This window comes from Rhodopirellula bahusiensis, from assembly GCF_002727185.1.
Taxonomy (GTDB): domain Bacteria; phylum Planctomycetota; class Planctomycetia; order Pirellulales; family Pirellulaceae; genus Rhodopirellula; species Rhodopirellula bahusiensis.
On the sequence record NZ_NIZW01000010.1, the window covers coordinates 249,499 to 265,735 of the forward strand.

At 57.1% G+C, this 16,237-nt stretch carries 11 protein-coding genes; 4 read left to right on the top strand and 7 right to left on the bottom strand.

The genetic code is table 11. The features are described from left to right. Positions 1–11 precede the first annotated feature (11 nt). The 4 genes from CEE69_RS14990 to mfd are packed head-to-tail and all read right to left on the bottom strand — an operon-like array spanning position 12 to position 6,395. The gene (locus CEE69_RS14990; protein ID WP_099261423.1) at positions 12–626 is read right to left on the bottom strand and encodes an amino acid kinase family protein; all 615 of its coding nucleotides are present in this window, start codon (positions 624–626) and stop codon (positions 12–14) included. Continuing rightward, positions 623–1,738: a hydantoinase/oxoprolinase family protein gene (locus tag CEE69_RS14995; RefSeq protein WP_099261424.1), complete on the bottom strand. Its 1,116-nt coding sequence runs from the start codon at positions 1,736–1,738 to the stop codon at positions 623–625. The genes CEE69_RS14990 and CEE69_RS14995 overlap by 4 nt, the downstream gene beginning before the upstream one ends. Then, complete coding sequence (locus tag CEE69_RS15000; protein ID WP_099261425.1) at positions 1,723–3,015, bottom strand: PQQ-binding-like beta-propeller repeat protein; 1,293 nt, start codon at positions 3,013–3,015, stop codon at positions 1,723–1,725. The genes CEE69_RS14995 and CEE69_RS15000 overlap by 16 nt, the downstream gene beginning before the upstream one ends. A gap of 29 nt (positions 3,016–3,044) precedes the next feature. Then, a complete protein-coding gene (gene mfd, locus CEE69_RS15005) occupies positions 3,045–6,395 on the bottom strand; it encodes a transcription-repair coupling factor (protein WP_099261460.1) in 3,351 nt (1,116 codons plus the stop codon). A 140-nt stretch (positions 6,396–6,535) separates the two neighbouring features. On the opposite strand from mfd, the gene CEE69_RS15010 reads away from it, so the two are divergent. From CEE69_RS15010 to CEE69_RS15035, 4 genes are all read left to right on the top strand, one after another. Continuing rightward, positions 6,536–7,576, top strand: a complete 1,041-nt coding sequence (locus CEE69_RS15010) for a Gfo/Idh/MocA family protein (protein ID WP_099261426.1) — start codon at positions 6,536–6,538, stop codon at positions 7,574–7,576. A 171-nt stretch (positions 7,577–7,747) separates the two neighbouring features. Beyond that, the gene (locus tag CEE69_RS15015; RefSeq protein ID WP_099261427.1) at positions 7,748–9,256 is read left to right on the top strand and encodes a sulfatase; all 1,509 of its coding nucleotides are present in this window, start codon (positions 7,748–7,750) and stop codon (positions 9,254–9,256) included. A 440-nt stretch (positions 9,257–9,696) separates the two neighbouring features. Next, positions 9,697–11,073 carry an SGNH/GDSL hydrolase family protein gene (locus tag CEE69_RS15025; protein ID WP_099261428.1) on the top strand — a complete coding sequence of 459 codons (1,377 nt, stop codon included), beginning with the start codon at positions 9,697–9,699 and terminating at the stop codon, positions 11,071–11,073. 632 nt (positions 11,074–11,705) lie between these two features. Continuing rightward, positions 11,706–14,861 carry a DUF7133 domain-containing protein gene (locus CEE69_RS15035; protein ID WP_233215252.1) on the top strand — a complete coding sequence of 1,052 codons (3,156 nt, stop codon included), beginning with the start codon at positions 11,706–11,708 and terminating at the stop codon, positions 14,859–14,861. An 18-nt stretch (positions 14,862–14,879) separates the two neighbouring features. On the opposite strand, the gene CEE69_RS15040 is transcribed toward CEE69_RS15035, so the two are convergent. From CEE69_RS15040 to CEE69_RS15050, 3 genes are all read right to left on the bottom strand, one after another. Continuing rightward, entirely contained in the window at positions 14,880–15,155 is a 276-nt protein-coding gene (locus CEE69_RS15040; protein ID WP_008659693.1) for a Sec-independent protein translocase subunit TatA/TatB, read from the bottom strand. 1 nt (position 15,156) lies between these two features. Next, positions 15,157–15,426, bottom strand: coding sequence for a twin-arginine translocase TatA/TatE family subunit (gene tatA / locus CEE69_RS15045; RefSeq protein WP_233215253.1), 270 nt, complete (start codon positions 15,424–15,426; stop codon positions 15,157–15,159). Between the two features lie 149 nt (positions 15,427–15,575). Next, the gene (locus tag CEE69_RS15050) at positions 15,576–15,863 is read right to left on the bottom strand and encodes a hypothetical protein (protein WP_099261431.1); all 288 of its coding nucleotides are present in this window, start codon (positions 15,861–15,863) and stop codon (positions 15,576–15,578) included. Positions 15,864–16,237: the final 374 nt, after the last annotated feature.

A 16,237-nucleotide genomic window follows, 5' to 3' on the forward strand; every position in this document is an offset into this window, starting at 1 on the left:
CGCGTGCCCGTTCAACCGGTCGGCTGAATCGGCAACTGTTCGACGCGAAGCTTGTTTTCTAGCGAAGCCAAGACCTCGCAGGCTGGGTCCACGATTCCGTTCGTGATCCAATTCGTCAGTTCGTCTGCCGGTGAAATGGTGCACGATTTCAGCAGCACGACCTCGCTTGCATCGCACAGCAGCCCGACCCACATGGCGATGGAGTCCGTGGTGGTCGACCAGTTTTCAGGTAGTGGAGCGTTGGAAGCCGAATCGTAGACCACCTCGGGACGCAGGAATTTCAACGTCGCCGACGACTTGTTGGAATCGCGTGAAAGCGTCGAGTAATTCAGCCACGCATCTTCTGAATCGAGAATTTCAACGGGCGAGAACCGGTCGTCCGTTTGAAACGCGGCCGCGAGATGTCGCATGGATTGTTCCAGCATCGCGACACATTGCCAATGAACCGCTCGGGGATCGCCCGGTCGCAATCGATCCCATTCACGCACCGCATCGATCATTTGCCCGCCACCAATGATCAAGCAATCATCGGCGGGCGGTTGGTTGCTGTGCCAATGGTAAAAGTCATCCAGCAGATGAGGGCGAGTCAGCAGGCTGCCACCCAGTTTGATCACACGTCGTTTCATCGGACCTCTCGGTGGGTGTCCAACCACAAACGAGCGACCGCGAATGCGGGGGCTGACCGCGAAACTTCCGGCGTCAAGCGATCACGCAAGTCAATTGTGCTGCATGGGCTGGTTCGAGTGATCAAATCCTGGCCGTGTCCGCTGAGCAACAGCGTGATGTTTTCGTCCGCCTGTCCGCTGATCCGTTCGATCCAGCGTTGCAGGCTTTGGTCGATCTGAATTTGAGCGGAGGCGACGATTTGCTGAGACAACGAATCAGCTTGCTCGCTGGAAAGTTCATTTGCGTCCCAGCCAACCATCTTTGCCAGTCGCCGATGAGCCGATTGTCTGTCCCGAGGTCTTCCGTCGGCGGAGTCCAGGTCTTCGGAGGACTCAGGTTGCTGTCGCAGAATCAGTCTCGCGTCATCGATCGTCGCGAAAAATTCGTTCATGATCGGGATGTCGATACCATCGATGTTGAGCCGGTTGACCAGGGAACACACTGGCGTTCTTCGACACCCGACGTAGACCAGAGATCCATCACGAAGCCTTTGGTGGTCGGTTTTGGCATCGGTTGCAACGCGTCCGTTCTGAAGCGGAATGATATCGGTTGTGGTTGAACCTACATCGATCAAAATTCCATCGGAAGCCACATGGTTCGCCGCCAAAGAAGCCAAGGCGTGCCAGTTGGATGCCGCCAACGCGTCGACCTGCGAAGGGACTGCATCGACGCCAATGAATTTTCCGGCGGTGGAGTAGAACGCGAGCTCGGCACGGCGACTGAACTGTTTCGTCGCCGACTGAACGTGTTCAGCGATGTGCGTCACGCCGTGTTGGCGGTCGGTGAAGCAATCAGCCAGCTCTCCCGTCATCGTGACTGCGATGCCATCGATCCAATCCGCATCGGTTTGCGAATCCGCTAGCAACGATGCCCAATCCGAACGCAGTTGTTCAGCGAGCGATTCCGGGCGTTTCCACATCGGAAAAAACGATTCCCGGGCGGTCGCTTCCTCCGTTTGCTGGTTGATCAAAACCGACTTCAAGTTGGCACCGCCGACATCGACGCCCAGTACAGACCTGGGGGATGCGTCTGGTGACGGTGAAGTCGGTTTCGTTATCAAGGATTCTTCCATCGGTAGGCGGTCAAAGAATTCAAAGCCCGAATCAAGATCAACGGTTGGTCTGCTTCGCTAGAGACCGCCAGGTGAGCCCAACTGTCTTCAGCGAGTTGTTGAGTGTCGAGCACCTTGAATTCATCGGGATTCGCTTCGATCAAGCGTAGTTTGCCGTCGGCACTGAGTGACAAAATACGATTTTTATTGCGGATCATCGACCAGTATTTGCCCACGGGAGCAGAGGTCCACTGAATCGAACCATCGTCGACCGACAAGCAACTGAAACGTTCATTCTTGAGATGCAAGTAAACGTGGTCGTCCACCACGACAGGTGAAGACATGTAGCCTTGAGTCTTCTGATTCCAACGCTCGTTCGCTGCCCAGGAATTTGTCGAGTCGCCACGTTGAATATCAAACAGTTGGCTCTTTCCGCTGTGGGCTGCCGTGAACACGGAGTCGCCAATGGCGAGCGGTGTCAAAATGTTCATGCCGCGAAAGGCTTCGATGGTTTCTCGCCAGAGGACATCGCCGGACTCGAGTGACACGCCGCAAAGTTCTTCGCGAGTCTGAACCAGCAATTGCTCTTGGCCCGCGAGCGTCGCGATCGAGGGACTGCTGAACGCGCCGCGGGACATCATGTCCTCGCCGCCCGAAAGAACCGTCCAGAGGACCTCGCCGGATTCCAAGGACAGCTTCGTCAATCCCGCGCCCACTTGAACGTAGACCGCTCCGTCGTGAATGAGCGGCGAACAGGCCGCACCGAATGGCTGTAAAGCCGAACCAGTCTCTGCTGGGAAATCGATCTTCCAGCGTTCTTCGCCGGTCTCAGTGTCCAGGCAAACCAACACATCACGCATGCCCAGCACAACCAAATACCCCGGGACGCATGCGGGAGTGGCTCGAATCCAGTCGCCGTTGGCTGCTGCGAAAAATGGCACGGACATGGAGCCATCCCATTGGTGCTCCCAACGCAACTCGCCGGTCGCGATGTCATAGGCGGTCACTCGCTCGAATTGTTTGTTCACCGTTTCGGTCGTGAACACCAACCCGTCCACCATTACTGGGCCGCTGTAACTCGGGCCGAGAGCAACCGACCAAGCTTTCTCAATGTTTCCTGTGAGCCGATCAGGCCAGGCGGTCGGTTGAGCGAGCGTGCCGTCTCTATTGGGGCCTCGCCACTGGTTCCAACTGCTCGACTCCGAGCGATTCGGTTCGGCGGAGTGAACGGGCGTCCCGGCAGGGGCAAGACTAAAACAAAATACCGCCAGCAATAGCCGAGAAGCTCGAAGACGCATGTCAGGGTCCGATTATGAGGAAGGAGTGGTCAACCAATCCATAATGCAGCGCGGGCAAGTTGCAGCCACGCTTTTCCGGCCGGATCGGACATGTCGTAGTCCTTGATCGGAATATATGCCTTTTGATGGTCGACGACACGAATAGGAATGGAGGAATTCTTCGCCAATTGATTCATCCGCGAACGATTGGAGTACTGGATCACGATGAAGCGATCGTTGCTGGTCAGCGAAACTAATCCCCACGAGGCTGCGTCGAGCCGCAGTTCGCACAATTCCAGCATCCGAACCGCGGGCGGTGGTGGCGAACCAAAGCGGTCTTCGAGCTCTTCGCGAATGGCCTTCACATCCTCCGCTTTCTCGATCCGAGTCATCCGGCGATACAGATCGATCTTGTGCCGTAGGTTGGGAACATAGTCTTCCGGCAGGTAGGCTTCGATCGGCAAGTCGATGTCCACGTCGGCAGACAACTTGGGCGGCAATTTTTGGGCTTGCCGGACCGCGTCTTCCAGCAGTTGGCAATACATTTCGTAACCCACCGCGGCGATGTGGCCGGATTGTTGACTGCCGAGCAAATTGCCCGCCCCGCGGATTTCGAGGTCTCGCATCGAGATCGCGAAACCGGCACCCATCTGGGAATACTCTTCGATCGCTCGCAGGCGTTTGCTGGCCTCTGGTGTGAGCCGTTTGTTCGGCGACACCAGCAGGTAGCAGTAGGCTTGATGTTTGTACCGACCCACGCGGCCACGCAATTGGTGCAGATCGCTCAGCCCGTAGCGATTGCCATCATCGATGAACATGGTGTTGGCGTTGGGGATGTCCAGTCCGCTTTCGATGATCGTCGTGGCCAACAGCAAGTCGAATTTGTGATCGATGAAGTCGACCATGATTTGTTCGAGGGCACCTTCGACCATCTGACCGTGGCCGATGCCAATTCGAAGCTCTGGAACGATGGCTTTGATTCGCGCGGCCAAGTCATCCATGTCGCCGATGCGGTTGTGGACAAAGTACATTTGGCCGCCGCGGTTGAGTTCTCGAACGATGGCGGAACGCAGCATCTTGTCGTCCCAGCGAGTCACCTTGGTCTCGACCGCCATTCGTTCGGCGGGTGGCGTTTCCAGGTTGCTGATGTCGCGGACCCCGACCAACGCCATGTGCAGCGTTCGCGGGATGGGCGTCGCCGATAGCGTCAGCACATCGACGTTGCTGTGCCGAGTTTTCAGGCGTTCTTTGACTGCGACGCCGAACCGCTGCTCTTCGTCGATGACGACCAAGCCGAGGTTGTTGAAGTCAACGTCTTTGCTGGCGACACGGTGCGTTCCGATGACGATGTCTGCTTTGCCTCGTCGGATTTCCTTGACCGTTTCGCGTTGTTCGGCCGGCGTGCAGAAACGGCTGAGCTTGCGGATTTCGACCGGGAACTCCGCCATCCGTTCGCGGAAAGATTGATAATGTTGTTCGGCCAACACGGTGGTCGGGACCAACACCGCGACTTGGTAACCGGACGAGACCGCTTTGAAAGCAGCCCGCATGGCGACTTCGGTTTTGCCGAATCCGACGTCGCCACAAATCAGCCGGTCCATCGGCCGCGGGGCCTCCATGTCGGCTTTCAGTGCTTCGATGGCTGACAACTGATCGGGAGTTTCCAGGTAAGGGAAACTCGCGTCGAACTGACGTTGCCACTCGTTGTCCGGTGACATCGGGATGCCAAGCCGAGTCGCGCGTTTGGCTTGCAGTTCCAGCAACTCGTCGGCCATGTCGGTGACCGCCGCTTCGGCTGCCTTGCGTTGATTGGTCCAACTGATGCCGCCAATTTTCGCGAGTTTGGGGCGGTTCTTCGTTCCGCCGACGTATCGCTGGACCAATTGAATTCGCGAGGCCGGGACGTGGATCTTGGTCCCGCCGTCGAACTCGATGGTCAAGTGTTCTTGGTGTTGGCCGTTCTTTTCGATCGAGTTCAGGCCACGGTACAACCCGATCCCGTGCGACAGGTGGATCACCAAGTCGCCGGGCGTGAGCTGCGTGAACGAGTCGATCGGTTTGCCGCGAGTCCGTGTCTTCGCGCGACGCACTGGGCTGCGGTGGAACAGCTCGGCGCCGGTGAGCACCAAGATCTCTGCGTCGGTCAAACGGAAACCGCCACTGAGGTCAGCGACCGTCATGTGCAAGCGACCTTGTTTGGCCGCGTCGGTGTCCTCGAGCAACTCGGTCAGTCGCTGTCCATCGGCGGGAGTGTCACCGACCACGATGACTTCATGACCGGCCGCGACCGAATCGACTTTCGATTTGGTTTCGTCCAGCGACGTTGCAAAGCTATCCGCGCTGGCGGTGTGCAAGTCGACGACGTCCGTCGGGGCTCCTTCGGCCAGCGACGTGCCCGTGACGACTTTGTGGCTCTTCAATTCCGAAAGCAGTTCCTTCATCGAAACGAAACGTTCGGTCTTCGCAACTCGCGCGAGCAAGGCATTCGATGATTGATGACAATCCGATGGATCGATCACCAACACCACGGTGTCTTCCGGCAAGTAGTCGACGATCGTGGCTTCGGCGCCCACGGTGTCATCGACAACGAGGTCCAGCGGTTCGTCGTTGTTCTCTTCTTCCGCGAAAGGGCTATTGACGGGCTGGGTTCCGATCGCGGCAAGTTCGACTTTGCTGAGCGTTTCGCTGCTTCGCTGAGTGGCGGCGTCGAACCGGCGGATGGATTCGATTTCGTCGTCGAACCACTCGATTCGAATTGGCTGAGGTTGATCAGGCGAGTAGACGTCGAGCAATCCGCCGCGGCTGGCGAATTCACCTGGTACCTGGACCGCAGTCACGGCCGCGAATCCGGCTTCGGCCAACCAACGGCGGATGTCTTCGGGATCGACGATGTCGCCGACCGACAATTCGCGGGTCGCTTTTTCGAGACTCGAAACCGATGGCACTCGCTGGATGGCGGCTCCGATGTAGGAGGTCACAACCAGCGGTTTTGGCGAGTGTTGGTCGCGGGCACGAAGTCGCTGCAGCACTTGCAATCGTGCTGCATAATCGGCGTCGCGGATGGAGCTGCCGGTTCCGTCGCCGGCGGACAGCGGCAACGCGACGACGTCTTCGATCCCGAATGATGAGACGTCGCCCGCGACAATGTCGGCGTCGACGGCTTGCGGGAGCAAGACCAGCACGTGCGGGTGATGGCGGGTCAGCGTGGCGGCCAGCAAACCTCGGATCCCGCCCCAAACGCCCGAAAACGCCAGCGGAACCGGACCGTCCGACTTCTTTGCCTTTCGTTTGGGAGTCCGCCCCAAGACCTCGCCCAGCCCAACTTTCGCGTCCAGGATGGCCGGGACATCGCGAAGGGATCGCAGCTTTTGCGTGGAAGCGTTTTTCGAAGCGGTGGGCACGGCGAACGAGACCTGGATGAAATCGGGGTGCAAAACAGCCTCCGGTGACGAAGGCCGCCATGAAAACGTATCTTGATCGTAGTTTTTCGCCTACCTCAGCGATCCCCACCCTGTTTCCTCGCACAAAAAAGACAAACAACATGAGCATCGGTATTGGCATCGTCGGCGCCGGAATGATCTCCAATTTTCATGCCAAAGCCATCGCGGATTCCACGAATGGGCACTTGGTGGGGTGTTACAACCGCAACACCGAACGAGCCGAAGAGTTTGTGGCGAAGCACGGCGGTCGCGTTTTCAAAACGCTGGAGCAAATGCTGGCCGATCCCGAAATCGGTGCTGTTTCGGTTTGCACGCCCAGCGGGGCTCACGCTGAACCAGCGATCCAGGCCGCCGAAGCTGGCAAGCACGTGATGATCGAAAAACCGCTTGAGGTCACTCAGGAACGTTGTGACCAAATCATCGACGCCTGCGAAAAAGCCGGTGTGCAACTGGGCGTTACCTTTCAGAGCCGTTTCCACGAATCTTCGCGGCTGATGAAAAAGGCGGTCGAAGAAGGCCGGTTCGGCAAAATCACGATGGGTGACGCCTACGTGAAGTGGTATCGCAGCCAAGAGTATTACGACAGCGGCGCGTGGCGAGGAACCTGGAAACTCGACGGCGGCGGTGCGTTGATGAACCAAGCCATCCACTCCGTCGATTTGTTGCTGTGGTTGATGGGCGACGTCAGTGAAGTGTCCGCGATGGCATCGACGATGACTCACGAACGCATCGAAGTCGAAGACATCGTCGTCGCAACGTTGAAGTTCAAAAACGGTGCGTTGGGCGTCATCGAAGCCACCACGACGACCTATCCCGGGGCACTGAAGCGAATCGAGATCGGTGGCAGCGAAGGCAGCGCGATTTTGGAAGAAGAAGACCTGACCCAGTGGGAATTCGCCAACGAAACCGAAGAAGACGAAGCCATCCGAAAACGCATGGCTGGGATGACCGAAACGGGTGGCGGTGCCAGCGACCCGTCCGCGATCGGTCACCACGGTCACACTGCCGTCTTCAACGATTTTCTCGATGCGATCACCGAGGGACACAGCCCTCAAATCAATGGCACCGAAGGCCGGCGAAGTGTGGCGTTGATCAACGCGATTTACGAAAGTGCACGCACGGGCAAGACGGTGCAGCTATAACGGTAGGGGAGCGTACGACGGACTTCCGAGTCCGTCGGAGCCAATGACTTTCGACGGACTTGGAAGTCCGTCGTACCCAAGCCGTCATACCCAAGGTCGATGGCACAATGATGCACTGGAACACGTTCCGCTTCTCCCCGCCCACATCCCACCCTGCCCCACCTCAGCCAAATGAACAAGCTTTTTGTTTGGAGCTTCGTCCTTGCCTCGACGCTGTTTGCTTCTGTGTCCTTTGCTCAGGATTCATCCGGTCGTCCCAACGTCTTGATGATTTGCATCGACGACTTGAACGACTGGGTGGAACCGCTGGGCGGGCATCCTCAAGTCCAAACGCCAGCGATGCAGGCGTTGGCCGAACGTGGCATGACGTTCACCAACGCTCATTGCCAATCGCCGCTGTGCAATTCTTCGCGAACCAGTTTGATGCTCTCGCTGCGTCCTTCGACGACCGGCATCTACGGCTTGGCACCCTGGTTTCGTAATTTGCCAGAATGGAAGGATCGCGTCGCGTTGCCTCAGCACTTCAAAGCTCATGGGTACCGAACGTACTCCGCGGGCAAGGTTTATCACGGTCGCTATGGCCGCGACAAAACGGAATTTGATGAGATTGGTCCGCCCGGAGTCGCCGGTGTGAAGCCGCCCAAGAAGCTGATCCCGATGACACCGGTCGGCGATCATCCGCTGATGGATTGGGGAGTGTTCGATCACCGCGATGAGGACAAAGGCGACTACATCGTGGCTGACTGGGTGACAGAAAAGCTCAGCGCGATGCCCGACGACGAGCCGTTCTTCATGAGCTGTGGTTTCTTCCTGCCACACGTTCCCTGTCATGTCACGCCGAAGTGGTGGGAACTCTACGAAGATGAAACGTTGCAGTTGCCACCTTATCGAAGCGATGATCGGCTCGATTGTTCCCCGTTCAGTTGGTACCTGCACTGGGAATTGCCCGAGCCTCGCATGAGTTGGTTGGAGGCTCACGACCAACAGAAGAACTTGGTGCATTCCTATTTGGCTTGCATCAGTTTTGTCGACAGCCAAGTCGGCCGCGTGCTTGCCGCACTCGAAGAATCGCCTCACCGCGACAACACAATCATCTGTTTGTGGAGCGACCATGGATGGCACTTGGGCGAAAAGAATGTCACCGGAAAAAACACGCTGTGGGAACGGTCGACCCACGTGCCGTTGATCTTCGCGGGACCCGGGATCGCTCATGGACGAACGCAGTCGCCAGCGGAATTGTTGGACATCTATCCTACGCTTGCGGAACTGACCGGATTGCCCGCCCCGAAGGATGTCGAAGGCCTGAGTTTGGTCGCGCAGATTCAATCCCCCAATCAAATTCGCGAAACGCCTGCGATCACCGATCACAACCCCGGCAACCAAGGCATCAAGGGCGAACGGTATCGTTTGATTCGCTACGCCGATGGCAGCGAAGAACTTTATGACGTCATCAACGATCCAAACGAATTCGAGAACTTAATTGGGCACGCCGAGCATGCGGATGCTGCTCAACGACTGAGACAGTTTGTGCGTTCGGATCCCGCCCCACTGGCAAAGAACAGCCAGCATCGCGTTCTGGAAAAGAAGGCCGATGGTTGGTATTGGGAACACAAGAAGATCGACCCCAGCAACCCACCCATGAGCATCGCCCCCAATCAACCGTCCGATTTGAGTCGTTAGTAGAAGATGTTTCGTTATGAAGCCGCGCAGACGATGTGAACACCTTCACGCTCCGCAATCATCTTGGCTCCCCTCGCCTCGCTTCGTGGGCGTGCAGTTTTCTGCTACTGCTTTTTGGCTGATTTCCACATGGCGTACCTCTCCCGAAACGAAGTTTGGGGAGAGGTCGAGCGACGCCGTTCAGGCGTACGCGAGGGTGAGGGCCGGGCATGGGAAGAGGCGCGTGTTACCCTCCCCCGGAAAGCTCGCTTACCGACCCCTCCCGCTGCGCGGGCGGGGTTCACAAACCAAGCATGGTTGAAAGAGACATCCCAAATCGATTTGGCCAACGGCCATCATCAAGCCAAACGAAAATACGTTGAAAAAGGCCTTTGGCCATCAACAACTTCCCGCCTCATCTCCCCCATTTCAATCTCAACATCGTCATCAAGAGACCCACCATGCCCCCAACAATCTTGCGAAGCATTGGTTTGCTTGTCGCGTTTTCTGTCTTCGCCACAACAACATCAGCCGAAGACAGCTCGCTGCCCAAGTTCCCCGAGTCCGGCCCGTACCAGTACGAGCCCAAACCGGACGATCCAGAGTTCGGCAAGTTCTTCCCGGCCAAGGCTCCTGAAATCGGACCGCTGTTGCTGACCAAGGGCGATCGTTTGGTGATCATTGGAGATTCGATTACCGAGCAGAAAATGTATTCACGGATGATCGAGACTTACTTGACCGCGTGCATGCCGCACCTGGAAATTGAAACACGACAACTTGGATGGAGCGGCGAAACCGCGGCAGGATTCCTCCGCCGAATAGATTCCGATTGCTTGCGTTTCGAGCCCACCATCGCGACGCTCTGCTACGGGATGAACGACGCTCGGTATCGCGCCTACGACGTCAACAACGGACATTGGTACAAGGACAATTACCAACACATCGTTCGGCGGTTGAAAGAAGCCGGCGTCAAAGTCGTTTTGGGATCACCTGGTTGTGCCGGGAAAATCGCGACCTGGGTCAAGGCTCCTGCATGCACGTTGGACGAACACAACCTGAACCTGTGCACGCTGCGTGACCTGGGAATCGAAATCGCAAAAGAAGAAAACGTCGCGTTCGCGGATTTGTTCTGGCCAATGTATGTCGCTCAAATCACCGCGGCCAAGAAATATGGCACCGATGACAAACCCTATCAGGTGACTGGAAACGACGGGATTCATCCGCCCTGGGCTGGCCAAGTCATCATGGCTCATGGCTTTCTTAAATCGATGGGGATCCGTGAGCCCATCGCGAATTTGAAGGTGGACTTGGCAGCGACGTCCGCTGAAGGCGGCGATCACCATTCGCTTGTTGAAATCAAATCCGATGATTCGTCGTACCAAGTGACTTTTCAAAGCGATCGTTATCCGTTCTGTGCGACCGGAAAGGCTGACGATGAAAACAGCATCCGTTCGGGGATGACGTTGGTTCCGTTCAGCGAAGATCTGAATCAGTTTTTGCTGACCGTCAGCGGTTTGGAAACCGACAAGGCAAGTGTCCGTTGGGGAGAACACAGCCAAGAGTTCACGAAGGATGAATTGGCCGAAGGAGTGAACTTGGCTGAGCACTTCGAAGTCAATCCGTTCAGCCAAGCGTTTCAAGCGATCGACCAAGCGGTGGCCGCCAAACAGGCGTTTGAAACGATTCAGATCAAGAAAATCTTCCATGGCGAAGAAGGCAAAAAGGATCTGGAGGCCGCGGTCAAAAGCACCGAAGCCAAGCGAGCCAAGTTGGTCCAGGCGATTCAAGATGCAATCGTCCCAGTCACTCACACGGTCGTGATCACGCCAGTGAAATAGTGGATGCGCGAAACAACAAGCTTCCCCTCTCCCCGAAGGAGGTCGTGCAGTTTGTCGAGGCCGCGTTTTAGCAAGTTTCAGCATTTGAGAACCTCTCGCGAAACGAAGTTTTGGGGGAGGTCGAGCGACGCCGTTCAGGCGTACGCGAGGGAGGGGGCCGAGCATGGGAAGCGGCGCGGATTGCCCTCCCCCGAAAATCTCGCTGAACGCTCGCTTTTCGACCCCTCCCGCTGCGCGGGCGGGGTTCTCAAGGCGTTACTGGCACAGCATTTAAAACTGCAAGGCCCCGAAGCGGGGCGAGGGGAGCTAGGATGTTTTTAATGAAAACTTGTGCCACTGGAAGTTGGATCAACTCCGTACCATTTCGCATCCCAAGCGAGCGTCCAACCGCTTGCATGCATCAAGGTTCCTGCTTGTCTTCTTCGGGGATGGTTCTGTTGTTTGAAAAACTAAGCAGGTCGGCAGGAGTCTTTCGGCATTTGGGCTGTTTCGGTAATCGCCGTTGCTCCCACGTATAACCGGGGCTAACGCCCAAACGGCTCATATGATGATGCCCGATCATTCCTGCCGACCTGCTTAGTAGCCGACACCTTGCTACCCCGATGAGTCGATCCATGCCGACGAGCCAACGTATGATTATGAACTCAATGCGAAACCAGTGGTTGTTTGTTGTTGCTCTTTGGTGTGCGATTGGTTGGGGATCGGGGAACGTCGTCGTGTCCCAGGATTCTCCCGCGGGCAATGAGGAAGTTGCCCGTGTGATGCGGGAGTTTGAAGGACGCGGCGACCTTGGAGACGGTTCCGATCCCGCGACGCCCGCCGAAACGATTGCTCGTTTGAAGGTTCCCGATGACTTGCAGATGGAACTGGTCGCGGGAGAACCAGACGTGACTCAGCCGATCCACATCAGCTTTGATTTCAAAGGTCGAATGTGGGTGGTGCAGTATCGTCAGTACCCGTTCCCCGCGGGACTGAAGGTGGTTCGCTACGACCAGCACTTGCGAGCCGTGTTTGACAAAATGCCGGTTGCTCCGCCGAACCATGTCGCTGGGGCGGACTGTGTGACGGTGTGGGAAGACACCAACGGCGATGGTTCGTATGACTCGCATCGAGATGTCATCCAAGGCCTCAACATCGCCACCAGTGTCGCGGTCAGCACGTCGGGGATTTGGGTGATGAACCCGCCGTACTTGCTGCACTATCCCGATGCCGATCAAGACGCACAGATCGATGGCGACCCGACCGTGCATCTGACGGGCTTTGGTTTGGAAGACACCCATGCGGTGGCGAATAGTTTGAGGCTTGGTCCCGATGGATGGCTGTACGGTGCCAACGGCAGCACCACGACCGCCTCCATTCGTGCTCCCTTGTCGGACCGGCCGGACCAAGCGACCTCGTTCCAGGGGCAATGCATTTGGCGGTACCACCCGGAATCGCATCGGTTTGAAATCTTTGCCGAAGGAGGTGGCAACACGTTTGGTTTGGAAATCGAAGAGAGCGGGCTCACGTTTTCAGGGACCAACCACGGCAGCACGCGTGGCATGTTCTATCCACAAGGCAGCTATGGCACCAAGTCGTGGGGCAAGCACGGTCCGCTGACGAACCCGCATGCTTATGGTTTCTTTCAACATATGCGTTCCGAAGGCGATCGCCGGCGGTTCACGCAAGCGTTGGTGGTTTACCAAGACAACGTGCTGCCGCCGCGCTATCGTGGCCAATCGATCGCCATCAACCCGTTGCAGCGATGTGTGATCAGCAGTGAATTGACCGAAGACACGTCGACGTTTCGAACAACTGATTTCGAAACCACCATCGAGACAGACGACCGCTGGTTTCGGCCCGTTGCGATCGCGGTTGGGCCCGATGGAGCGGTCTATTTCGCGGATTGGTACGACACGCGTTTGACGCACGTTGACCCGCGAGACAACTGGCACAAAACCAGCGGCCGAATCTATCGCTTGACCGCCAAGGAGCTTTCATCGTCTTCGAAATGGGACGAGTTGCTGCCTTCGCGAACTCGATTTGATTTGTTCGCGATGACGGACGATCAGTTGCTGAATTTGCTGGCACATCCCAGTCGCACGATTCGGTTCCTGACCTTGGAGACCATCGTTGCTCGGATCGAGGATTCCAAGGCTCTACAGGACTCGCTGGCCGGAATCTTGAATGATGAGATGGACGAGCGGCGGTTGCTGGCTCTGTGGGCACTGCAACGCGGAAGAGTTCTCAGCGACGAGGCGTTGACCCATTGCATGCTGTCCTCCGAGCCCGACCCGAATCTTCGCCGCTGGGCCATTCGATTGCTTGGCGACGAACGGTCCGTGACGGGCGATCAACACAACGCTTTGATCGAACTGGCGAAGCACGAGGACGACGTGCACGTCCGGTCGCAGTTGGCTTCCACCGCGGCACGTTTGGATGCCGAGCCCGCGTTGCCGATCCTTCGTGAGATGATGCTTCGGGATGCGGACCAAGATGACTTGCATCTGCCGCTTTTGATTTGGTGGGGCCTGGAAGCTCACTGTGAAAAGCACGCGGACGCCCTTGCAGCGTTGTTTCAAGACGAGCGACTATGGAAGAGCCGGTTGGTCCGTGAGACGATCTTGAATCGATTGATGCGGCGTTTCGCGGCGGAAGGTACCCCGGAAAGCTATCGGGTCGGTGCGAGGTTGTTGGCCATGGCACCCAATGACGATGCCAAGGCGATCCTGATTCAAGGGTTTGAAGAAGCCTTTGTGGGGCGGAAAGTCGAGGTGTTGCCGGAAGCCTTGCGGGAACAACTCGCTGTCTTCCGCGAGTCACGTCCGGGATCGGATTTGCCGCTGCGTTTGCGTCAGGGCGATGCTGCAGCGATCAAGCAAGCGTTGCAGTTGATCGAGCAGTCCGGGACTCCGATCCGCACCAAGGTCGCCTTGATTGAAACCCTCGGTGAGATCCAAGACGAAAAGGCTCTCGCGGTCCTGCGGCGACGACTTCAGGGCGATCCATCTGGCGCGGTCAAGTTGGCCGCCCTGCAAGCTCTTTCGCGTTTCCCCGGTGAAGCGATTGGTTCATGGGTCGCATCCGCCTATCAATCCTCGATGGATGATCGTGGCAATTTGAGAGAGACGGCGATTCGGGTTCTCTCCAGTCGCGAACCATGGGCGTCGGTGTTGTTGGATGAAATCGACGCGGCCAAGATCAACGCCGAGCGAGTTCCCGCGGATGTGGTCGTTCAAATGCAGGCCTTCGAGAACCCCTCCCTGCGCGAACGAGTCGCGAAGCACTGGGGAGTCGTGCGAGCCACTCCCGCCGAAAAGCAAAACCAGATCCAAGCGTTGCAAGCTCTCGTGCGGTCGACGACGCAATCGGATCTCGGCCATGGCAAGGTCTTGTTCACCAAGCATTGCGGCACCTGTCACCGATTGTTTGGCGAAGGTGGCAAGGTGGGGCCGGATCTGACGGGATACGAACGGTCCAATTTTGATTTTCTATCGTTGGCCATCATCGATCCGTCGGCGGCAATCCGAGAAGAGTTCACCAACTACCGATTGCTGACTTCGGATGGTCAGGTCCTGAGCGGTTTGCTAGAGGATCAAACACCCGATACGGTGACCATCCGAACGGCGGAGGGCAATGCTGTGCGAGTCAACCGGGATGATATCGAGACTTTGCAAGCGTCGCCGGTTTCGCTGATGCCAGAAAACATCCTCGATGCGTTGTCGCCCGAGGATGTGGGTGATTTGCTGGCGTACCTGCAGCAACCGGTTCGAATTCAGTTGGCTCCGGACGCAGCGAATGCCAACTGATGTTCATGCGAGAACGCATCACTCCGGGGGAGTGAACTTGGGTGCCGAAGGTTCATCGGGTTCCTCTTCTTCGTCGTCATACGACGTGGATTTCGCGGGCGGTGTGTCCATCGACATCGCCCGGCTCGCTTCGTCTTGAACCTGACGGAACTGCTGCTGAACATCCTGTAGGCTGCGTCGGAATTGGCTGTACGTCGAGCCAAATTTCCTCGCGACTTCCGGCAGGTTGCCACCAAAGAGGACCACCGCGATCACTCCGATCACGGCCAGTTCAAATGGGCTGAGACCAAACATCTCAGGCCTTCTCGTCGGTGCGATCCGTTGCTTCGTCTTCGTCGTCGCCTGACTCGGCCATGCCCCGTTTGAATTCGTTGGCACTGCGTCCCAGGTTTCGCATCAACGATGGCAATTTGGCGCCACCGAACAGAACCAAGCAGATCACCAACACGATTAGCATTTCAGGCAGGCCGGGGAAGCCAAACGCCAAAAACAATCCGGTCGCCATCGAACTCACAGTCATCAACATTCCATCTATTCCCGCTAAACAAAGTGGTGTGCGATTCATGCCAACGCGACATGCATCGGGGCCGACCATCTCACGACATTCTGCGCTGGCGCCGTCTCGTTAACCCGATTCCAACGTTGGATCCGGTCAAACGAACGCAGTTTCACCTCCAAGGGGTGGGGTGACAGCCATCGAATGCAATGAAACGATCATTCGGCGTCGGCGAAAGCGGGTAGGTCATTCGCGGGTGTGTCAGCAAAAACCGTGTGTTGCACACGATTGGATCGCTGAGCCCGTTCGAATACCTCCGGACCGAAGCAACGGACGTCGTTTCCAAGTCCGTCGCAATATTCTAGCCGCAGACGTCCGAATGTCAAAGCCGGCTGGATCGCGTCGCCGCACCAGCCACGGCGATTGCCCATTCGGGCTGAGCTCCCCAAATGGATGGGCGAACGCAGCAGAATCGCGAGCGGTTGAGTCGCTTGCAAAACGCACATGCGGCATACTTCGGTGGGCTGAGGTCGTGCAGTTTGTTGATGCGGGTATTTTTGCTGCTTTTGCGCACCGCACCTCTCCCGAGACGAAGTTTTGGGAGAGCGATTTACTGGTTCGAGCGACGCCGTTCAGGCATACGCGAGGGTGAGGGGCTGGCGTGAGAAACGGTTCGCACTCCCCCTCCCGCTGAGGCTTGTCGATCGAGTCGCCAACGAGGTTTCAACGCATGTAGGATGTGCGCTCTTGCCTTTTTATACCCCACAACTCATTTGCTTGAATGCCGCGAATGCTTCGACGATGGTGGCGAAACGGCTCATCCCTCGCCACAGCGTTTTCGAGCCGGGCGGGCCCTGCGATTTCTTGTTGATGTATCCAC